The following is a 21242-nucleotide window of genomic DNA, read 5'->3' as shown; positions in this document are numbered from 1 at the left end:
TACATCATGTCACGGTTTCAATTGTTCGCATTCATCCTGCAAACACAAATCGGTATCGGCGTTCTCGCTTTCCCCTATGAATTGCATAAAGCGTCCGGAGTGGACGGCTGGATCTCCATCCTTATGGCGGGAGGGGTCATCCAGCTTTTGCTGCTCGCTTATATTGCTCTTTGCAGACGGTTTCCAAACCGGAATCTATTCGAATTTGCCCCTCTGCTCCTCGGCAAAGTGTTCGGAAATCTGGTCACGATCCTATATATCGTTCATTTTGCGTTAACGTCCTGCATCATCCTGCTCTTGGAGTTGGTATTGGTTCAGCTTTGGGTGTTACCTTTTTCAAATCCTTGGCCAATCATCGTCGTAAACGGGATCATCCTTATTTACTTCGCCAAGGAAAACATTCGGATCATCGCCCGTTACCACACATTGATTACTTTTATTATCGTTTTAATGTTGGCTCTCCTATTTTTCGGTCTTGACAACTTCGATTACCGGTACCTTCTTCCAATCGGTCAACATGGTTGGCAGGCATTAATTACGGGCATGAAAAGTTCAATCATCTCTTTTCTAGGATTCGAATTGCTGCTTGTAGTCAATTCCGATGTGAAAGCGGGTGGGAAAAGCTTGATTGCTCCGATGTTATGGGCAAACGGGGCGGCCGCTTCTTTTTATCTGCTTGTCGTACTTGCATGTTCCCTCAATTTTGGTCCAGAAGCCATAAGCCAGGTCCCTCAGCCAGTCCCTTTTTACTTAAACGGCATCTCACTGCCTTTTTTGGAGAGACTGGATCTGCTCTTTCTATCCATGTGGCTGGTGAAGGTAACGGCAACGTTAACGAGCTACGTTTACGCTACGGGCAAAGGTCTGAGCTGCTTGTTTCATCGCAAGGAGCATCGAAAAGCGGTCTATTATGTAGCCCCTCTTGTCTGCCTGTCCGGAATATTCTGGAGATCGGAATCGGGCATTGAATACCTTGCCAAGGTAATTGAAATGGAAAGCTATGTTATGCTCGGTTTGCCGGTAGCACTTTTACTACTGTCATGGTTGACAGGCAAAAAGGAGGAACAGCTGGCATGAAGCGCCTCATTCTGATTTGGCTGTTTGCTGTTATGATTCTACCCGGCTGTAATTATCACAATGAGCTGAAAAACCTACAACTCATCTATGCAACATCGCTCGACTTGAATGAAAATAATGAAATTGAAACCACTGTAACGATTCAATCACCGGGCGGCAAAGAGAGAAACGCTCCGACGCATGAGGTTATATCAGCTTCGGGCCCTACAATGGAAGAATCATTATATAAAAAAATCGGCATGCAATTAGCAGGCCCGGTTGGCACTTCCAAAAATCAAGTCATGCTGATTGGCGAGAAGCTCGCGCGAAGAGATTTAGCCGTTCTCCTGGATTCTACATTTCGTAATTCTAGTGATCCCATGCTTTCAACAGTGGCGATTGTGCCTGGGAAGGCCAGTGATTTGATTCATCTCGAGCGGATCGGTTCGGCCACAGCAGGTGAATATTTAAGGAAAATTATTATAAGCGCCCGCTATGAAACAGCGATTCCAAACGTGACCTTGCATTCGCTATTCCCCGTTTTCTACGATCCTGGACGCGACTCCGTCATTCCGATTATTAAAAAGGAAGAAAACAGAGCAGAGGTTGACGGAGTGGCCCTTATGCATAATCGAAAGTATACGGGTTATTCCTTGAACTCGGAACAATCCACATTGTTGCTCTTATTAAGCGGTAAACGTGGCGGACTATGCGTGATTACAAGGAATGTCGAAGAAGGGCATACGAAACAGAATCCTTCTCAATATATATCCGTTGACATTGTTGGATTGAAGCGAACCAAACGCGTCTGGGTAGACCCGGAAGGGAAAGTTAACGTCCGGCTGCACCTCAAGTTGAAAGCTTCTGTTATTGAATTTGGGAAAGATAACTTGGCTGACAAACGGGTAATTACTCAAATGAACAAGCGTTTATCCGAAATGCTAACCGCTGAAACAGAGCAGATTACGAAGCTGCTGCGACTCTCGCATTCGGATGCGTTAGGGATTGGCCGCGATTTGATGGCTTTTCATCCCGCGGACTGGAAGAGAATCGACTGGGAAACCATCTACCCAAAGGCAGATTTTCAAACTTCAGTTAAAGTAGAAATTATTTCAAAAGGAATTAAGGATTGATAGCGGTGAAGCTTAAGCATGAAGCTGAAGGGAAACGAAAACTCAATACATCCATTGAAAAGGCAGCCGGCTGATTGGCTGCCTTTTCTCAACTAGCGGGTAATCTTCAATAATTTAGACGACAAACGCATCAGCTTCACATGACATTTATCATATGGAAAACATTACATTCATGAATACCGATCCGGCACTCGTTCCGGTAAGATGAAGTCAGTAAAGCGGCGCCGATGATAACGGCAAACGCAAAACAAGCAACGAGGAGTGATATTAATGTCAGCAGCTATACAGTTGGAACGAGTAACGAATACAAAGGAACAAACGCAGTCGATCACAACAATCAGTACCATTCCAGGAGCCGCAGTGCGCGGAAATGGATTTGGGGTTCTATTCATGGCTTTTTTCGGAACACTGTGGGCATACACAGGAATTATGGGATTGCAAGGCTGGGGAGAGCCTTTGTTGTTAGTCGCTGCTGTTACCGTAGGTATTGCACTATTCATCGGCGGTGGTTCACTACTACGCGCTTCACGAAGATTAACTAATCAAGTTTCAAAAGCAGATGTAAAGCGCGGGAACCGTATGGGGATCTGGTTTAACATCATTTTTGCAGCAGAGGGTTTAGCGATTGGAATCTCGATTGCAGTCTGTAATGCTGCAAGTCACTCTGAACTTATACCTCTCGCAGCAGCTATAATTGTCGGCCTTCACTTTTTTCCATTGGCTTCTCTTTTCCAGGTCAGACTTTATCATTTTACAGGTGCACTCCTCTGTTTACTCCCAATTCTTACATGGCTGTTTGTGCCTGTGAAAGTCATGCTGGGGGAACATCAAATCCTTGCATTTATGTCTGTGGTCGGCCTTGGCTCTGCGCTGATCCTGTGGGGAACGGGCCTAACAATATGGCTGATGGGGAAAAGACTGCTAAGTGTGAACACTATATCTCAACGCTGAAGGGCGCTCCATGGCGTTGGAAGAGTGAATTGTTGGGAGGGCGGTTTTCGTAGAAATCCATCGGTTTTATCAGTTTGTCCGGGGCTATACGTTCTGGAAACAAGGCAGCCGATTGATTGGCTGCCTTTCTCAATTTATGGGCAATTTAACACAATAAAATGTAAATTAGAGGAAACTGCTTCTTGACGCAGAACTAATAATTGCAAAACGAAGCCACTTACAGTGCAGTCCCACCTAATCAGGGGGGCTGCATTTTGCTTTTTAAGTGCTCCATTGACCTGATTATCACTGCGTTTGTGCAGGAAGTCATCAATTGAATATGGACGGATACGGGGGAATTGCCATATGGTTGCGGTATGGAAGCCATTCCATGAAGGTTATAAACGAAAGGCTGATGCGCGAAATGAAACAGACGGTATTACCTCCCCCTGCTTCTCATGCAGCCCTGAAAAAAGGCGATGTGACCGGCAAGCTGATTCGTGACCGGTGGCTGTATTTCATGCTGCTTCCCGGCGTGGTTTACTTTCTCGTATTTAAATACCTGCCTATGGCCGGAATCGTGATCGCATTTCAGGAATATTCCCCGTTCAAAGGAATTGCGGGAAGTACATGGATCGGGCTGGAGCATTTTCGCTTGCTCTTCAACGATCCTGTCTTCTGGATGCTGATTAAGAACACATTGGCGCTCTCTTTCTTAAACATCATATTCGCTTTTCCTCTGCCGATTATTGTGGCTCTGATGCTCAATGAGATGAGGAATCTTGCGTATAAACGGCTTGTGCAAACCATGATTTATATTCCTCATTTTATGTCTTGGGTTATTGTGATTGGCATGTTTTACGTATTGTTCGAATCGCAGAATGGAATGGTCCAAAGCTTGGCCGCCGCGGCTGGATTTGAAAAGTTTAGCTTCATGTTAAATGCGGACTGGTTTCGGCCCATGTACCTTTTGCAAAACATTTGGAAAGAATGCGGCTGGGGCACGATTATCTACTTGGCGGCACTCGCCGGCATCGATCCTCAAATGTACGAAGCCGCACGTATCGACGGAGCGAACCGCTTTCGCCAAATGTGGCACATCACATTACCTTCCATACGCAGCACCATTATCATATTGTTGATTCTTCGTTTGGGCGACATTATGGATCTCAGCTTCGATCATGTGTTTCTGCTGCTGAACACGATGAATCGGGAAGTCGCCGAAGTGTTTGACACGTACGTTTACAATGCCGGGATTGTAAAGGGGCAATTCAGCTTCAGTACGGCAGTAGGACTGTTTAAGTCCGGGGTAGGATTAATCCTGATTGCAGCAGCCAACTACTTATCGAAAAAGCTGGGAGAGGAAGGGATTTTTTGATGAGAGGGGAATCATCGCCAGCCGGAAGAATATTCGATGCGTTCAATTATGGTTGTATGTCATTGTTTGCTCTTGTAACTGTGCTGCCGTTCGTGAGTATTGTCGCCTCGTCTTTCGCTTCCGAGAAGGAAGTGCTGTCAAATGATTTTATTTTGTTTCCGACAGACTTTTCCCTGGACGCCTACCGGTATATTTTTTCGACGAACACGCTGCTGCGAAGTTTGCTTGTTACGGTTTATATTACCGTTATGGGCACTTTCATCAATATGATCTGCACGTCGATCATGGCATACCCGCTGTCTCGCAAAGATTTGATCGGAAGGCGTTTGATCATGGGGATGGTTTTGTTTACGATGCTTTTTGGCGGGGGGCTTATTCCCAATTACCTGTTGGTCAGGCAGCTTGGCATGCTGGATACCTTATGGTCGGTTATGATCCCGGGAGCAATCGGTGCATTTGCATTGATCATCATCAAAAACTTTTTTCAACAGATGCCCGAAGGCATTGAAGAATCGGCTAAAATCGACGGCTGCAACGACTTAGCCATCTTATTCCGTATTGTTCTTCCCCTCTCGATGCCCGTGATTGCGACGTTCTCCCTATTTTTCGCCGTGGGGCATTGGAATACTTTTATGAGCGCCGTCATTTATATTAACGATTCGTCCAAGTGGCCGATTCAAGTGCTCCTGCGTTCCATCGTCATTATGTCGAACAGCCAGTTCGGCGACATGGGCAGCGTAACCGACGGAGAGAATGTGGTTATTCCTCCGGAAACAGTGAAAATGGCAGTCATCACTGTGGCTACCGTTCCGATCCTGCTTGTATATCCGTTCCTGCAGAAGCATTTCGCAAAGGGGGTGCTGGGATCGGTGAAAGGATAAAGCGCGGCGGTTTACCCGTTATTCAATTATGTTAGGGGAGGGCGAACGACAGATGAAACAGACGAGAACTTCATTATGGCAGGCAATCGCGTCAATCAGCATAGTGACGTTATTGGCGGGAGTGCTAGCGGGCTGTGCAGAGAAAACCCCCAATGAACAATCCAAGGGGGGAGGGGAAGCATCCGAGCCTACAGAAATCAGTATGATGAATGTCTATTTTTCCGGAGATGCTCCGAATATGAACAACAATGAATATATCAAGGCGATTGAGGATTATACGAACACGAAGCTGGATTTTACTTGGGTACCGAATTCAGCTTATGCCGACAAGTTTACGGTAACCCTGGCATCAGGACAGCTGCCAAAAACGCTGCTGGTGTTAAATGCCAAAACCCCGGCATTCATTAGCGCCGTACGGGATGGCGCTTTTTGGGAAATCGGCCCCTACATCAAACAATTCACGAACCTGAGCAGGATGAAACAGAATATTTTCGACAGTACGGCCATAGACGGTAAAATTTACGGTCTTTTCCGTCCGCGTCCCTTGGCTGGTATCGGGATCATCCTTCGCAAGGATTGGCTCGATAACCTGGGATTGAAAGAGCCTCAAACATTGGAGGATTTATATCAGGTTATCAAAGCATTCACTCTGAACGACCCCGATAAAAACGGGAAGAACGATACCTTCGGATTCGCTGAAAATAATGTGCTTAACGGGTTCGAAAGCTTATTAGTCTATTACGGAGGCCCTAACAAATGGGAGCTTGCGGACGGCAAGCTTACCCCTGCGCATTTGACCAAAGAATATGTGGACGTGTTAAAATTTTACCGCAGGCTTGTAGCAGAGAAGCTGATTAATCCCGATTTCCCGCTAATCAATGAAACGCAGAAACGGGACTTGATCGTTAAAGGCAAAGCCGGAGTAACTTTCAGTTCGATGAATACCGTGACATTGCTGCAGGATGGCGGTGAGAAAGTCAACCCTGCTATTAAACTGGATGTCTTGAGAACCCTGAATGGTCCGAAGGGGGAGCGCGCCAGGGGGGATACCGGATTTAACGGGCTGTTTCTGTTCCCCAAATCGTCAGTCAAAACGGAAGCTGAGCTTCTAAAGATACTCGGATTTTTTGATAAGCTGTCTGACCAAACGATGCAAAATCTGATTGAGTATGGCAAGGAAGGAACCGACTATAAGCTGGAGAACGGCAAAGCCGTTAAGCTGGATACGGCACGTAAAGATTTCCCGCTGTATTTGCCTCAGCTGCGGGTGGATGACGGATCGCTTCTCTATGAGGAGAAAGATCTGAATCCGCTTGATGCGAAATGGAAAACGCTAACTGCTGCGAATGACCAAATTGCCGTGTTGAATCCAACGGCGCCGCTCATTGTGGATCTGCCAAAAACGCAAGACATCTCCAAAATCATTCCCGATGCCAGCACGAAGTATATTTTGGGTGAAATTGACGAGGCGGCCTGGCTGCAAGCGGTCGAGCAGTGGCGCAAAGGCGGAGGCGACGAGCAGATCAGATTGATGAATGAAGCCTACGGGAAGTTGCATAAGAAGTAGAGTCGAACGATAATTTAGCTATATAGGCATGCGTAGTGGGGGTGGCAGCATGAAGCGGGTCGGTCAAAGCTTCTTAATTAAATTGATCTTGTTCAGCATTTTGCTGGGTACGTTCCCGGTCATTGCCGTCGGCACATTCTCTTACTTCAATGCAGCAAGTAAAATTCAAGAGATGGCCGTTCAGGGCAACAGGCAAATTTTGCTGCAGACCGAACAAAGAGTGGAACAAACCCTGAAAACAGTGGACACCGCAGTGACCCAATTCATCAGCTCCCCCAATACGAATACAGCCATGAGCGCAATGCTTGAGAATCGAAGTTTCCAAACGATTCAATGGTTCGGGCAGCTTGTGTCCGAGATGCATCACCTGCAAACCTTCGAACTCGGCGTTCACGATGTTTATTTGATTCAATCGGCGAACCAGTGGCTGATACGCAACGACGGCATTTATTCCTTTGACCAGCTGGGAATCGGAGATCGGGAACAGGTAAGGATGTATACGTCTGGAAAAAAACAATCGGAATGGATTCATGATGTTTACATCATTCCGGATCGTGTGCAAGCGGGTAATGAAAGCGGCGAAAACGCCAGTTCAACGTACAACGGCGGCATTAGTCTTGTCAAAAAAATCGGTTTCGGAAGCGGGACAATCGTAGCAAAAATATCGCAAGGCGAGCTGGAGAAACTGCTTTTGAAAAGCAGCAAGCTCGGCGATGTCATGATGTTAAACGACAGCTATGAGATGCTTGCTTATCAAGAGAGTGAAGGGATGATGCAGGCTATTCAGTCGAAGTCCTGGATGGATCAATTGAAATCTTTATCGGGCAGGGAGGGAGTTTTTGAGGCAACAATCGCTGACAATCGCGCTATTGTCAGCTACAGGAAATCCGATTATTACGGATTTGTGTATGTGTCTATCATTTCCATTGATGCAATAACACGAGAGTCGGATTTTATTAAATGGGTAACATTCGGCACATGCGCTGTTGTGTTATTCATAATCATGGCTGCGGCCCTTCTGGGTTCACGGCAAATGTATTCTCCGATTCGCAAGCTGCATCATGTTGTTGTAGGGAATACACAGCCGGAGCCAGGCGATTCTAAAGGGCAGGATGAACTGCAGCGGATTGGTGACCGATTTGTCTCGATTATGAAATCCCAGGATTTAATGAGCGCCCAAATCGACAACCAACTAGGACAATTGAAACATTTTTTTATACTCAGGCTCTGTCTCGGGGAAATCAAGGAAAGCGAAATCTTGAACAAACAGGCTTTATTTCCCGAAACGGCGCGATGGAATATATATTGTGCAGCCGCCGTTCAAATTGATTCGTTCGAAGGAAGCAAGTATGAGGAACGGGACCGGGATCTTCTGTCGTTTGCCATCTGCAACATCGTCAGCGAGTTAATTCCCATTGAGCGGCGGATAACCCCTTTGCTTATGGATCAGACTCTCATTATCATAGCAGGGTGCGAAGAAAGCGATACAGCTGCGTTTAAGAACGATATGTACACTTGGGCGGAAATGATTCAGCATGCGGTTAACCGGTATTTGCATTTGCAAGTGAGCATAGGCGTGAGCAGATTTTACGGGCAGTTGATCGAAACGAGTATCGCATATAGGCAGAGTCTGGATACATTAAAATACAGAATGTCCCTCGGGAAGCAGTCAATTATGTTTATTGAAGATCTATACCCAGGATCGATTGCGCCCCGGCAAATCCCGCCGTTATTGGAAAGCGGCTTGTTCGATGCGATCAAATCGGGAGAATCGGAAACCGCATACGAACAGCTTGAGCTGCTGCTTGGTTTCGTAACTGAAGCAGGGCTATCCCCCCTCGAAGTACAAATGCTCCTGATGCGGCTTGTGACGGAAATCATTCGAGTGGTCCAGGATGCAGGCTTGTCCGTATCGGCGATTTATACCGAGCAGCCGTTATTCGATCAACTTTTGAAGCTGAGTTCGATTAAAGAAATCGGACATTGGCTGCGGCAGCAAGTGATGCGGCCGGCTATGGAAAAACTCGAACAACAGAAAGAGAAGCAATTTCAACACATTTCCCGCGAAGTGATGCGGCTCATCCATGAAGGGTATAATACGGATTTGTCCCTGGAATCATGCGCGGAAGCGATCAATTACAACCCGAATTATGTCAGCAGAGTGTTCCGTTTGGAGTCAGGGATGACATTCAGTGAATATTTGTCGACCTATCGGTTAGGCGTGGCCAAAAAATGGCTAATAGAGACAGAGATGAAAATAGGTGAAATCGGGGAACGGTTGAAGTATGCGACGACGACTAATTTTATCCGTCACTTTCGCAAGGCTGAGGGAGTTACGCCAGGACAGTTCAGGGAGCAGCAGTACAAAACAAGTCCGGAAGTGATAACTTGAATTGGAGAACGATCTTTCAATGCAAGATCCTGGCGCTGCTGCCCGTCGTTCAGCTAACAGGCAGGATTACTCAATCATGTTATTAGGAGAGAAAGAGAGGAACGTTATATGCTGGATAAATCAATCCCTTATTATAATGTCATCATGAAACGGCCAAAGGGTACTGCTTTACCCCAATTTGAATTGCCAGATGGCTACTCATTTGAGCGGTATACTTCGGGAATGGAGGTAAAGTGGGCTGCGATCGAAGCATCAGTTGGTGAATTTGAAAATAATGAGGAAAGTCTCACTTACTTTAAAAAGGAGTATTTGCCATATTCTAATGAACTAAAGGATCGGTTGTTATTTGTACTAAACAAAGAAGGTGAGCCGGTTGGGACAATAACTGGCTGGTGGAACCTGACTGGGGAGAGACGTGATTTATCGATTCATTGGTTTGCAGTATCGAAGGAATATCAAGGCCTGGGAATCGGAAAGGCTCTAGTTTCTGAATGTATTCGAAATCTACTCCATCTCGAAGGTGATAAGGATGTCTATTTACATACACAAACATGGAGTTACATAGCAATTGCTTTATATTTGAAAACTGGATTCAACATGGAGGAAAAAGAGACATTCGCTAATTATCAAAATGATTATGAACAAGCTCTTCCAATATTACAAGGTCTATTGAACAACAGGTCTTAACCATATTATCGACAACCATGGACCTCCAAACATTATTCAAGATGTGTATCATATTAACAAACCCTTCAGAGAGTTTCCATGACTCATAAGGGCTATGCAGAGTAGCGGATAATTGGAACGCTGTGCAATATGACTCTAAGGAGTCATAGGCTGTAAACAAAAGCTGATGTCATCCTTTGACACCAGCTTTTTTGTGTGCTTTTTATGTTTTATCTTGTTTTCTTCCGAAAGAAAGGAGCCCCTAGAACGCCCATGGTAATGCCGACTGGAAGTTCTACAGGAGCAAAGGTGAGAACAAATTTTTTAGCTCCTATAGCCCTAAAGAGTGATTACAGGAGGGGAGAGATCACGTATGCTTTTAATTGTTCAATTGCATGTTTTTCATTTAGGAGGAGTATTATGCCAGAAGCTACATTAGAGAGTCAACCATCCTTAGTCATCAAACACGAGGCTCAGCCCAAACACGGACTGTTCGCTACAATTTGGAGGTGGCATTTCTATGCAGGAATGATCTTCATGCCATTTCTAATTTTGTTAGCAGTGACAGGCGGTATTTATTTATTCAAGGATCAGATTGATGATATGAGATATCACCATCTGTTCCATATTGAAGCCAAACAAACAGAGAAGATGGATCCATCTTGGCAAATCGAAGCAGTGAAGAAACAATATTCGGGAGCTAGTGTAGTAAGTTATACACCTTCGTTCAAAGCCGATCAAACAGCGGAGGTAGGGATCGAAGGTACTTCAGGAAGTCTAAGTGTTTATGTAAATCCATATGATGGTTCAATTGTTGGCGATTTAGACAAATCGAAGACAATTATGGAGTTAATAAGAGACCTTCATGGAAGCTTATTGGTCGGTGACAAATCAATTGGTGATAAAATCGTGGAAGTGTCTGCTTGCTGGGCAATCGTTCTTCTTATAACAGGTTTATACTTATGGTGGCCTAGAGGAAGAGATAAAGTATTCGGTACCTGGTTGCCACGACTTCGCCAAGGGAAGAAAATACTTATTCGTGATCTGCATGCGGTGCCGCTGTTTTGGATGTCGATTGTGCTTTTAGTGCTCGTTATCAGCGGACTTCCTTGGTCGGGCATAACGGGAGATTATATTAATCGAGCGGCTACAGCCTCACAAACGGGTTATCCTGATTTCATGTGGAATGCTCCACCATCCGAGCCTACAACAAAGGACATCATGGATGTGCCTTGGGCTGCGGAGCATTTACCCGTCCCCAAATCGAATTCAAATGGTGCACCTACCCTACCCGTTGAGAATATTATTCAAACCGCGGAGAAAGAAAAAGTTCACCCTGGATATAGCATCGCGATTCCAAGTGACGAGAAGGGTGTTTATACGGTCTCTGTGTGGCCAAAAGCTCCTAAGGATGAGGCTACCCTTCATATTGATCAATATAGCGGTAAAGTCCTTACTAATTTACGTTATGCCGATTATGGGCCATCGGCTAAAGCTATAGAAATTGGAATTGCCCTTCATGAAGGTCATTTTTTTGGAACCGCGAACCTGTTATTATGTCTACTAGCTTGCATATCTTTAGCTGGAACTGCCGTATTAGGAGCTGTGATGTGGTGGCGTCGCAGACCTAAGGGACAGAGTAGAGTTGGCGCCCCGAATAAACCAACCAATTACCGATTACAGAAAGGCGTAGCCATCATTGTTATTATCCTAGCTATTTTGCTGCCGTTAGTTGGCATTACGTTCCTAGCTGCTTTGATTATCGATTGCTTCATCCTTCGTCAAATGCCGAAGGTGAAAGTTTGGATGAATTAAGCATCCCTTGAATAAGAAGGATGGAGGCTTTGGAATGAAAAGTCGAAATATGCAGTTTTGAAGTAAGGTCATTGGAATCATTACGCCTGTCAATCGTTGATAGGCTTTTTTTCGGAATTAAGGTAACAGTCATCAAATCGTTGCGGTGTACGGACTTTTGATAAATAATGGAAGTGTATTTACTTCAGTAGGCAGGGAGTGTTGTGTTATTTTTGTTGAAAAGTATCGTGATAAAGCCTATATTAGTCAGTTAAAACTGTTTATTGAAGCAAAATATGGTTTGGGAATACGTCATATCGCCGCAGCAAAGCGGGGATACCACGGGGAAACATGGAAGATCGATACGGAATGTGACACTTATTTTGTCAAGCTCGTTTATTTTGGTCCACACAAGACAAGATATATGAACAGCTTTGCAATAGTGGAATATATGAATCAGAATGGGATTGACTTTATTAGTAAGATTATAAAGACCATAGATGAACAATTGTACAGTATTTTTAACGATGGTGTGCTGGGCTTATTTCATTATGTCGAAGGTGAGCATACAGAGGATTATCAGTTATCGGATTTGTTTCATAAATTGGCGCTCATCTACAAAATTCCAGTTCAAAATGTTCAAATCAAAGTGGAAAATTTCAACACCAGCTACATGGATGAGTATTACACCAATCTTGCCAAGCTTAAAGCTGCAGCATCTCCTTCTGTAATAGAAGCTTTGAGCTTGTTGGGAGGGAATAGCAAGTTAATCGAACATTATGCCGACCGATTGATGCAATTTGCTAGTAAGAACAAAAACGATTTGACCCATTTTCACATCACAAGCGGCGATGTCGGAGGGAACGTTATTATTCACGGCGAACAATTCACCATTATCGATTGGGATCATCTGATACTTGCTCCGATGGAGCGGGATGTATGGCCTTATCTTCATGATGAGAAGCAAATTGATTTGCTCAATGAAATATTGGAATCAGAGGGGCTTCATTATAAAGTAAATCAGGATCGGCTGGCATTTTATTGTTATTTGAGTTTTTTCTATTATTTGCACGAATATATGAGCGGCTTGTTGGAGTTTGATGATGAGACTGTTCGAGAAGCGATTGCGAATGATATAAAAGGTTACTTGGATGTTAGTTGTTGGATCTATGGAAATCTTAATAAAGTGGATCAATTTCAGCTTTAACTCCAGTCGTTGCTTGAACGAACGGAACACTTTTCATCCCTTCGTGCGGAAAATGAAAAAACCGCAATGGAACGGATCCCATGCGGTTTAAGCAGCGTTTATAACATCATATAAGCGGAACCATTCACCATCGACACGAACACGGCGGTCTCGCGGATCTAAGCGTGGGTTAACAATACGGTAACGTGCGTTCGAAATTCAAAATGCATTTTACAGACGGCTGCCGCCTAACTGTTCTTCCGCTATTCGTATTAATCGACGTGTAATATTACCACCGATCGTACCCATATCGCGCGTTGATAAGTGACCGTAATATCCGTCTGCTGGTAATTGAATGCCGAACTCTTGCGCAATTTCAAATTTAATTTGTTCCAGCGCCCATCGCGACTCGGGTACTACAAGTTGATTTTTACTGCTTCTCGCCACTGGCTACACCTCCGGTATTTTATGGTAGTATGTGGATTGAATAAAACATTTATACATATATTTACCAAGGCATGAATCAATGTACAAATTAATTGAGATGTATGCTGTTCAAGGAAAGCTGTTACTTCGTGCACGCCAATCCATTTATTCGGCGGCGGACCATCTGCTGTCTGACCTCAGGGTTCATATCATTGCGATTCAGTCGTTCCAGTTGAGCAGAATACCGGCCACGACCGTGACTCGGACCGATCAACATGTCCAAAGATGCCGACATGGCTGCCCTACTGACATTGGCGATCAAGGATTACGTTCAAATGAATATGGCGCAGTTCATTACCGGCAGCAAGGATCTCGATAAGGACTGGGAGCAATACGTGAAGGGCTTCGATGGATTGAATGTGAATAAATATTTGGATATTTATCAGCGAGCGATTGATAAGAAAACATAGTCGTCGGTAAGGATCCACCGCATTTGAAGGCAGGGGCTAAGTGGATCCGGCTGCCTTCGCTAAGCTAAAAGGCAGTTTAACGCAAAACTGTGTTTTAATTGCGGCTCCACGCGTTTAGTCTCTAAACTTAATTTGGTTATCATAAAAAAACCTTCCGAAAGGAAGGTTTAAATTAATGTTTTCAACTATGATTAAAGCTGCATGTCCGATTCATTTCATCCTAATCTTCTTTAGGAATTTCACTATATTTTTTAAAATTATCTAGAATCGCCTGAAAGCCTGCTTTTTGCATTTCAATGGGATTGGTGGTTTCTGCTTCAAAAGTTTCAATTACCTTAGTGTCGTTTTCTTGACTAATAAAAGTAATCGAAACTTTTCTTCCATCTCCAATAGTGTAAGAAATAAACTCGTTTATTCTCACTTCATCATAAACACCACCAAAATCAAATCCAAAGCTGCCATCCTTAGCTTCCATTCTTGTAACAAATCTCCCGCCAACCCTTAAATCATTTTCGGCATTTGGCGCATGCCAGTCATCAGAAGCATAACACCATTTTGTTATATGCTGTGGCTCCGTCCAATAATTCCACACTTCTCCAACCGGTGTATGAACTGTGGTTTCTACCGTTATTGTTACATTATTACCTGTCTCCATTTTAATTTCCCACCTCAATTTATAAATTTTAGATCCATGGATAATTATACCATTAACGAAAGGGACACGAAAGTTGCATCGATCATTAAAACACCCAGAATAGGCTGCGGTATGAACATGGCTGCCTTATTCGCATAGATTGTAGTTCACATAGTTGAGGAGATCGAATAACCATGAATAATTTAAGAGAACTCACACTTGAGAACATTTCTGTTCGCTGCGATCCGTTCATTTTTAATATCGATGCTATGCGGGATGAGGTTAATGCGTTTAGTTACACCTTTAAAAGCGGCCAAGTATATGGAATCATAAGTCAACCAGGTAGTGGGGCTTGGGTGTTTTGAGATTGCATGACAAAATAATGATTATTCCTTCAGATAGCGAACTATTTATCGAAAGTATCGTTGATGAACTAATTTATCTTTAGCTTTTTTATAGAAAAACGAAGACGAAAGTTTATTGAACTAACGAATCACGACAGTGGAGGAGCTTGCTAAGCGCGGCTCCTCTTTTTTAGTTGCCTGGTTAGCGGTAGCTTCATGGTCCGGCACCCGGACTAAAGCGGAGTTATTTGCGCGGATAACGTATTCAGTGTCCGTTTGCTTCATCATGCAACCGTCATGGCTATCATTAATCGGAAGCATTTATTGTTACAATAAAAGTGTAATAAAAATGTATATGGCACAGTTTTCGTTAAATGATACATAATAAATGTAATAAAGTGTTGACATTGGACGCAAAAGGCCGATATAATCTCGTTGTATTGTATGAATTGAAAGGAAATGAGGTGCTGGAACAAAGGCAGAGCATAGTCGATAGCGCTGTTGGAAGCGCTGTCATATCAGCCGAAGCCGTATGATTTGTGTAAACGTTTTAATCCATTTGATGAGGTGATTGGAATGATGTTTAAACGCGGTTTAGCAGCAATGCTGTGCGTGCTGCTACTGTTTGCTCCTCACGCGGCCTACGCTTATAAGAATCCGACATCGCTGCCGGACGAGTGGGGACAGTACGGACTGGGTGACCCGTATGTGATGAAGTTTAACGGTACTTATTATTTGTATGTGAGCACGAGAGATACCGATATCGGGGTCAAGGTGTGGAGTTCGCCCAACCTTGTAAACTGGAAGTATGAAGGGTTGTGCGCAACCGATCCGATCACAAAGGGGGCCTATGCTCCTGAGGTCGTTTATTGGAACGGATATTTCTACATGTATACATCACCTGCCGGCCATGGCCATTACGTGCTGCGCAGCGAGAGCCCGACGGGTCTGTTCACAGTACAGACTGGCAATTTGGGCAATTCGATCGATGGCAACGTCTTCATCGACGATGACGGCAAATGGTATTTCTATCACGCGAACGGCGGGGGAATTCTCGCGGCTCCGATGCCAACCCCGACGACGATCGGCGACAGCGTCAATACAGGCGCAAGCATGGGCGGATGGACGGAAGGCTCCACCTTGTTCAAGCAAAACGGCAAATATTATATGACATATACCGGCAACCATGTATTCAGCAAAGGCTACCGGGTAGACTACGCGGTCAGCGCAAGCCCGCTTACCGGATTTGCGCGCGATAAGGACAACCCGATTCTGATCAGTACGGAAGATCCAACCGTCGGCCTCGGTCATAACACGGTCGTCGTAGGCCCGAACCTGGATGCCCGCTACATAATCTACCATAATCTCGAAGGCCCCGGCATTATCGGACCACTTCGCCATATGGGGATGGACCGGATCGTATTCAACGGGGATAAAATGTCAGTGCTCGGACCGACGACAACCGAGCAGCCTGATCCGGAGAAGCCGGATTTCGAGGACCGGTTCAATCGCTCGGAAATCGGCTCGGCGTGGACGAATACGGGCGGAGGAAGCTGGAGCGCCGATTCCGGCCTACTGCGGCAGCAATCGGCCGGCAGTGAAGTGTACAAACAGTTGACCAAAGCGGCAGCCGGGAGCAGCTATACGGCCGAATTCAACATGTTGCAGGCTGGGCCAAGCGAGAGCGGCAACCCGCGGTTTGGAGCCGTATTCTCCTACAAGGATGAGAACAATTTTGGCGAGGCGCTGTTGAACCCGGAGAGCAGCATGCTTGAGACGCAGTTCCGGGTGAACGGCGCCGATCAGGGATGGGTGACGAGCGCACTGCCGGAAGGCTACGATTATTCGAAGCTGCACAGCATCCGGATCGAGAAATCGGGGACGGCGTTCAAGATATTCGTCGACAGCATGCTGAAGCAGACGCGCAGCGTGACGCTGGGCGGCGGCAGCATCGGCTACGTTTCCGAGAATGCGCAGGCGGATTTCGGATATATCGCTTTCAGCAGCGAAGTTAACGGCAGCAGCAGCTTTGACGCCGCCAAACCGGTTCCAGGTCGTGTTGAGGCTGTTCATTATTTGTCCGGCGGCGAAGGGGTCGGGTTTCACGATCGGACGCCGGATACAATCGGCGATTACCGGGGCGAAGGAGCTGATACGGCGGCAGCGGGGGACAGCGCCTCCCATATCACAGAATTCGAGAACGGCGAATGGCTGCAATACCGGCTAAACGTAGCGGAAGCGGGCAAATACGATATTGATCTTTCTTACTCGGATGCGGCCAAAGGCAGCAAGGTTCAGCTCTTGCTGGATGGGGAGCACAGACTGGGCGGGATAGAGCTGGCAAGCGGCACGGAAGCTCCTGATTCAGGATGGCAAACAGCCCAGCTGGATGGGGTAGAACTGCCGGCAGGTACACATACGCTGAAGGTCGCCGTCAAATCGGGAAAGCTCTCGCTGGATAAGCTGTCTTTCCAACGCAATGTGGAAGTTCCGGTTCTCTATGATAACTTCGATGACGGCAAAGACGACGGTTGGAAGCGGTTTGAAGGCTTCTGGAGCGTGAAGGGCGACAGTGGCGAAGAGGAGCAAGCCTACGACGCCTATCACCCGATCCCAGGCACGATTGGTACCGTTCACTATATCTCCGGCGGCGAGGGTGTCGGATATCATGAGAATACGCTCGAAAACATCGGCGGCCAATACCGGGGAGATTCGGTCGATATCCGCTCGAATCCGGTCGGGGGCGGCTACAACGTCGGCTGGAACCAGACGGGAGAATGGCTGAAATTTAACATCGACGTAGCAGAAGCCGGGACATATAATGCTGAATTTAAAGTGGCTACTACGCTTGACGGCGGTCAAATTCGCCTCTGGCTGGACGATACGACCGATCTTACCGGCATTGTAGACATTCCGAAGACCGGAGGCTGGAACAATTGGAACGTGGTGCTTAAATCCGGAGTTACGCTGCCTGCGGGCAAGCATACGCTGAAAGCGGAGACGGTTCGCGGGGAATTCGATTTTGCAAGTGTTGCGCTGACGACGACGGATCAGCCGAAACCGGTTCCCGGCGTTATTGAAGCCGAACATTACAAGACGGGCGGCGAAGGCGCGGGCTATCACGATCTGACTCCCGGGAACATTGGGGACAAATACCGCAGCGATGCGGTCGACATTCGTTCCGCCGCATCCGGCGATCAGATTGTAGGCTGGAATCAAACTGGCGAATGGCTGAAGTACAACATCCGCGTCGCGGAAGAGGGACAGTACGACCTCGATTTGTGGGCGGCAACGACGTTCCAAGGTGCTCAAGTCAGACTGTGGCTGGATGACACAACCGATTTGACAGGTGCGCTTGACGTATCTGTATCGGGCGACTGGAACAAGTGGAAATCGGTAAAGAAATCGGGTATCTTACTGCCGGCGGGCGATCATGAACTGAAGGTCGAAATCGTCAAGGGCGAGTTCGACATGACGAGATTGTCGCTCACCCGATTCGACAAGCCGCACGCACTGCCCGGATTTATCGCGGCTGCCGATTATCGCGAAGGCGGCGAAGGCGTCGGCTACCATGAGCTGTCGCCGGACAATATCGGTATGGAGTACCGGAATGAAGCGGTCGACATTCGCCGCAATGCGGGCGGCAGCTACAATGTCGGATGGAATTCGACCGGTGAGTGGCTGGCCTTCAACGTGGATATTGCCGAGGCAGGCGTGTACAACGTCGATTTCGTAACCGCCACATCGATTGACGGCACGAAGGTCCGATTGTGGCTCGACGATGAAACCGATCTAACAGGCGAAGTCGATATTCCGAATGCGGTAACATGGGAGAATTGGACGACAACTACGAAGCAAGGCGTCTACCTCCCGGCGGGCGCTCATACATTCAAGGTCGAAACGGTGAAAGGCGACTTCGACTTCCAAGGCATACGGATTCATCAGAATGCGATTGTACCGCAGGTCGTCCATACTGGCGAATATCAGGCTGCGGTCGGCAGCTTCGCGAAGACGACGATCGGGGATGCCAATTGGTCGGATTACAGCGTAGAGTCCGATATTAAGCTGATTAGCGATTCCGGGGACGGAGGCATTCTGTTCCGGGCAAGCAACCCGGCTAACGGTAAGGAGCTGGATCAGAACAGCGCGGACTTCGTGCAGGGGTATGTCGCTTATTTGAACAAGCAGGGCATTCACCTCGGCAAGCTGAACTACGGCTGGACGTATTTGACAGGGGCGCCGCTTGAGGTGAAGACCGGCGAGTGGAAGCATGTGAAAGTCGTTGCGAAGGGTGCTCATATCCAAGTGTATGTCGACGATATGAGCAGCCCGGTTATCGACTATACGGATCGCAGCGGCAGCGCGTTTACACACGGGAAGGTCGGAATGCGGACTTTCATGAATGAAACGAGCTACGACAATTTCACCGTTCTCCCCGCTCCAATCAACGCTCCCGCCATTGGGAAGCTGATTGATCGGTTTGGCTCGACCGGAGAACTGAAGGACATGCTCTGGAGGATGCTTGACAAGGAGCTGGAGCATGCTGCCGATGCCGTCGACAAGAAGAAGCCGGACTGGAAGCAGGGCGTCAAGCATCTGGAGAGCTTGCTGAAGCAGCTGAACAAGGAGCCGGAACAGGACCAGGTTACTGATCAAGCGAAGACGGTACTGAATCGCAGCGTTGAAGCGCTCATTGCAGAATGGAGCGCTAATCTGAAGAAATAGCCAGTAAGCGCAGGACGCGACATAACGATAGAATGAATGCGAAAAAGCGGGCTCAGGCCCGCTTTTTCGCGTTCTATCCTGCATGTTTGCGGATGATGTTCCAGTGTTGCGCCGGGTTCCTGTATATTCCCATGGTGATAGAATCAAATAAAACGGGAGTCTGATGAGATTGGATATGTATTTAATAGCCATCCGTACAGGGGGGAGCTAGCTATATAGCAGCTCTTCTTTTCTATTGGGGTAGCGGGGAGTTATGTATAATTCAAATTGACAACAAAACCGTCTGGACGGTATAGTAAATTAGAGGTGATCAATGTGAATCGAAATTCTAAACGTAATAATGCCTTATCTGCCGCTTCGTTTATTGTGAAAAATCATGGTGTCGAAAAACTCACACTTGAGGCAGTTGCTAAAGAAGCTGGAATTAGTAAAGGCGGATTGCTCCACCACTTCCCGAATAAGCAAGCTTTAATAAGAGGGCTGGTCGAAGAGTTAACAGACAATTTTGTTACAGACGTTAATAATAGGGCGGCTAATGCAACGACTAGTGATGGCAAGTGGAGCCGTGCATATCTTGAAGCAACCTTCAATGATATTACTGAAGGGAATGAAATGAGTACAGCACTTATCGCTTCACTATTTACAAGCCCAGATTTACTCGCAAAACTACAAAGCGAGTATTTGATTTGGCAAAAAAATATAGAAAACGATGGAATTGATCCCGTAAAATCAACCCTAGTTCGGTTAGCCGCTGATGGTTTGTGGCTTTCAGAAATGTTTGGTTTAGGAAAGTTAAACGATGATTTACGCGAAAAAGTAATCCGAAGTTTGAAAGATCTGACTGAGTAAGGAGGACTCTATCTTGAACTCATATGTTTTATTAGCTACAGCGATCTTGGCGGAGATATTTGGCAGTTCTATGCTTAAGGTATCAAATGGTTTTAAGAAATTGTTCCCTTCTGCAGGAGTATTAATTGGAATGGGAGTCGCTTTCTATTGCCTTTCTTTAGCTCTAAAGACTATACCATTAGGTACTGCCTACGCCATATGGTCGGGAGCAGGTACCGCTTTAACTGCATTATTGGGTGTTGTTCTATATAAAGAAACCTTTAGTTCCAAGAAATTTTTAGGTCTGGTTCTAATTATTGGTGGTGTTGTAATTATGAAGCTTACTGGCAACTCTCATTAAGTTGTAGAGGAAAGGAGGCTAAATTGTGAAAGGATACATGGCACTGGGAATAGCAATTATCAGTGAGATATTTGGTACATCTATGCTTAAATTATCAGAAGGCTTTACCATTCTATTTCCTGCTATTGGTGTGGTTTTAGGTTTTGGGATCGCCTTTTATTTTTTATCAGTAAGCCTTAGAGATATTCCATTAAGTTTAGCTTATGCCTTATGGTCGGGAGCAGGAACAGCTTTAACCGCGTTGATTGGTATATTGATATGGGAAGAACCATTTAGCGTAAGTACAGTTGCAGGAATAGTGTTAATAATCGGAGGTGTAGTTTTATTAAATTCCTCTAAAAAGCCATGGAAAGCAATAGCAGGTCAAATCTAAACAGCCGGAATCGAGCGCCCAAAGGTATGGGATTAATCAGATAGTCGAGCCAATAATGAAATAAACGAATCAACAAGCGGGTTGTTTCCCTGGTCATA

Annotated in this window: 18 protein-coding genes; 16 read left to right on the top strand and 2 right to left on the bottom strand. The window is 46.1% G+C overall.

The features are described 5' to 3' along the window. Positions 1–6 precede the first annotated feature (6 nt). From ACFPYJ_RS10430 to ACFPYJ_RS10385, 10 genes are all read left to right on the top strand, one after another. Positions 7–1077 (top strand): GerAB/ArcD/ProY family transporter, encoded by a 1071-nt coding sequence (locus ACFPYJ_RS10430; protein ID WP_379188069.1) that lies wholly within the window; start codon positions 7–9, stop codon positions 1075–1077. Beyond that, complete coding sequence (locus ACFPYJ_RS10425) at positions 1074–2189, top strand: Ger(x)C family spore germination protein (RefSeq protein ID WP_379188068.1); 1116 nt, start codon at positions 1074–1076, stop codon at positions 2187–2189. The genes ACFPYJ_RS10430 and ACFPYJ_RS10425 overlap by 4 nt, the downstream gene beginning before the upstream one ends. A 270-nt stretch (positions 2190–2459) precedes the next feature. Next, positions 2460–3140: a DUF7010 family protein gene (locus tag ACFPYJ_RS10420; RefSeq protein WP_379188066.1), complete on the top strand. Its 681-nt coding sequence runs from the start codon at positions 2460–2462 to the stop codon at positions 3138–3140. A gap of 403 nt (positions 3141–3543) precedes the next feature. Next, entirely contained in the window at positions 3544–4497 is a 954-nt protein-coding gene (locus ACFPYJ_RS10415; RefSeq protein ID WP_379188082.1) for an ABC transporter permease, read from the top strand. After that, positions 4497–5378: a carbohydrate ABC transporter permease gene (locus ACFPYJ_RS10410; RefSeq protein ID WP_379188065.1), complete on the top strand. Its 882-nt coding sequence runs from the start codon at positions 4497–4499 to the stop codon at positions 5376–5378. The genes ACFPYJ_RS10415 and ACFPYJ_RS10410 overlap by 1 nt, the downstream gene beginning before the upstream one ends. Positions 5379–5430: 52 nt before the next feature. Then, positions 5431–6945 carry an extracellular solute-binding protein gene (locus ACFPYJ_RS10405; protein ID WP_379188064.1) on the top strand — a complete coding sequence of 505 codons (1515 nt, stop codon included), beginning with the start codon at positions 5431–5433 and terminating at the stop codon, positions 6943–6945. Between the two features lie 49 nt (positions 6946–6994). Then, positions 6995–9337: a helix-turn-helix domain-containing protein gene (locus ACFPYJ_RS10400; protein ID WP_379188063.1), complete on the top strand. Its 2343-nt coding sequence runs from the start codon at positions 6995–6997 to the stop codon at positions 9335–9337. Between the two features lie 108 nt (positions 9338–9445). After that, positions 9446–10024, top strand: a complete 579-nt coding sequence (locus ACFPYJ_RS10395; RefSeq protein WP_379188062.1) for a GNAT family N-acetyltransferase — start codon at positions 9446–9448, stop codon at positions 10022–10024. A 399-nt stretch (positions 10025–10423) separates the two neighbouring features. After that, a complete protein-coding gene (locus ACFPYJ_RS10390) occupies positions 10424–11818 on the top strand; it encodes a PepSY-associated TM helix domain-containing protein (protein ID WP_379188061.1) in 1395 nt (464 codons plus the stop codon). Positions 11819–11975: 157 nt separating this feature from the next. Beyond that, positions 11976–13004, top strand: coding sequence for a hypothetical protein (locus tag ACFPYJ_RS10385; RefSeq protein WP_379188060.1), 1029 nt, complete (start codon positions 11976–11978; stop codon positions 13002–13004). Between the two features lie 210 nt (positions 13005–13214). Here the strand turns inward: ACFPYJ_RS10385 and ACFPYJ_RS10380 are convergent, their stop codons facing one another. Next, positions 13215–13430, bottom strand: a complete 216-nt coding sequence (locus ACFPYJ_RS10380; RefSeq protein ID WP_379188059.1) for a small, acid-soluble spore protein, alpha/beta type — start codon at positions 13428–13430, stop codon at positions 13215–13217. 254 nt (positions 13431–13684) lie between these two features. Between ACFPYJ_RS10380 and ACFPYJ_RS10375 the strand changes: the two genes are divergently transcribed. Beyond that, the gene (locus tag ACFPYJ_RS10375; protein ID WP_379188058.1) at positions 13685–13879 is read left to right on the top strand and encodes a hypothetical protein; all 195 of its coding nucleotides are present in this window, start codon (positions 13685–13687) and stop codon (positions 13877–13879) included. A gap of 220 nt (positions 13880–14099) precedes the next feature. Here ACFPYJ_RS10375 and ACFPYJ_RS10370 read toward each other — a convergent pair whose 3' ends face one another. Beyond that, entirely contained in the window at positions 14100–14534 is a 435-nt protein-coding gene (locus tag ACFPYJ_RS10370; RefSeq protein ID WP_379188057.1) for an SRPBCC family protein, read from the bottom strand. Positions 14535–14707: 173 nt separating this feature from the next. Between ACFPYJ_RS10370 and ACFPYJ_RS10365 the strand changes: the two genes are divergently transcribed. From ACFPYJ_RS10365 to ACFPYJ_RS10345, 5 genes are all read left to right on the top strand, one after another. Next, positions 14708–14878, top strand: coding sequence for a hypothetical protein (locus tag ACFPYJ_RS10365; RefSeq protein ID WP_379188056.1), 171 nt, complete (start codon positions 14708–14710; stop codon positions 14876–14878). A gap of 555 nt (positions 14879–15433) precedes the next feature. Further along, entirely contained in the window at positions 15434–19582 is a 4149-nt protein-coding gene (locus ACFPYJ_RS10360) for a carbohydrate-binding protein (RefSeq protein WP_379188055.1), read from the top strand. Between the two features lie 315 nt (positions 19583–19897). Then, complete coding sequence (locus ACFPYJ_RS10355; RefSeq protein WP_379188054.1) at positions 19898–20431, top strand: TetR/AcrR family transcriptional regulator; 534 nt, start codon at positions 19898–19900, stop codon at positions 20429–20431. A 13-nt stretch (positions 20432–20444) separates the two neighbouring features. Then, the gene (locus ACFPYJ_RS10350) at positions 20445–20771 is read left to right on the top strand and encodes a DMT family transporter (RefSeq protein WP_379188053.1); all 327 of its coding nucleotides are present in this window, start codon (positions 20445–20447) and stop codon (positions 20769–20771) included. A gap of 37 nt (positions 20772–20808) precedes the next feature. Continuing rightward, positions 20809–21144: a DMT family transporter gene (locus ACFPYJ_RS10345; protein WP_379188081.1), complete on the top strand. Its 336-nt coding sequence runs from the start codon at positions 20809–20811 to the stop codon at positions 21142–21144. Positions 21145–21242 lie beyond the last annotated feature (98 nt).

Origin of the sequence: Paenibacillus solisilvae (assembly GCF_042656405.1) — a bacterium.
Taxonomy (GTDB): Bacteria; Bacillota; Bacilli; order Paenibacillales; family Paenibacillaceae; genus Paenibacillus_Z; species Paenibacillus_Z solisilvae.
This window is presented reverse-complemented; position numbering and strand designations above follow the sequence as displayed.

Bases quoted from the DNA above. Each gene is read 5' to 3' on its own strand.
- ACFPYJ_RS10370 (WP_379188057.1), bottom strand. From the start codon at position 14,534: ATGGAGACAGGTAATAATGTAACAATAACGGTAGAAACCACAGTTCAT.
- ACFPYJ_RS10365 (WP_379188056.1), top strand. From the start codon at position 14,708: ATGAATAATTTAAGAGAACTCACACTTGAGAACATTTCTGTTCGCTGC.
- ACFPYJ_RS10375 (WP_379188058.1), top strand. From the start codon at position 13,685: ATGTCCAAAGATGCCGACATGGCTGCCCTACTGACATTGGCGATCAAG.
- ACFPYJ_RS10420 (WP_379188066.1), top strand. From the start codon at position 2,460: ATGTCAGCAGCTATACAGTTGGAACGAGTAACGAATACAAAGGAACAA.
- ACFPYJ_RS10405 (WP_379188064.1), top strand. From the start codon at position 5,431: ATGAAACAGACGAGAACTTCATTATGGCAGGCAATCGCGTCAATCAGC.
- ACFPYJ_RS10425 (WP_379188068.1), top strand. From the start codon at position 1,074: ATGAAGCGCCTCATTCTGATTTGGCTGTTTGCTGTTATGATTCTACCC.
- ACFPYJ_RS10360 (WP_379188055.1), top strand. From the start codon at position 15,434: ATGATGTTTAAACGCGGTTTAGCAGCAATGCTGTGCGTGCTGCTACTG.
- ACFPYJ_RS10430 (WP_379188069.1), top strand. From the start codon at position 7: ATGTCACGGTTTCAATTGTTCGCATTCATCCTGCAAACACAAATCGGT.
- ACFPYJ_RS10415 (WP_379188082.1), top strand. From the start codon at position 3,544: ATGAAACAGACGGTATTACCTCCCCCTGCTTCTCATGCAGCCCTGAAA.
- ACFPYJ_RS10410 (WP_379188065.1), top strand. From the start codon at position 4,497: ATGAGAGGGGAATCATCGCCAGCCGGAAGAATATTCGATGCGTTCAAT.
- ACFPYJ_RS10400 (WP_379188063.1), top strand. From the start codon at position 6,995: ATGAAGCGGGTCGGTCAAAGCTTCTTAATTAAATTGATCTTGTTCAGC.
- ACFPYJ_RS10345 (WP_379188081.1), top strand. From the start codon at position 20,809: ATGGCACTGGGAATAGCAATTATCAGTGAGATATTTGGTACATCTATG.
- ACFPYJ_RS10395 (WP_379188062.1), top strand. From the start codon at position 9,446: ATGCTGGATAAATCAATCCCTTATTATAATGTCATCATGAAACGGCCA.
- ACFPYJ_RS10390 (WP_379188061.1), top strand. From the start codon at position 10,424: ATGCCAGAAGCTACATTAGAGAGTCAACCATCCTTAGTCATCAAACAC.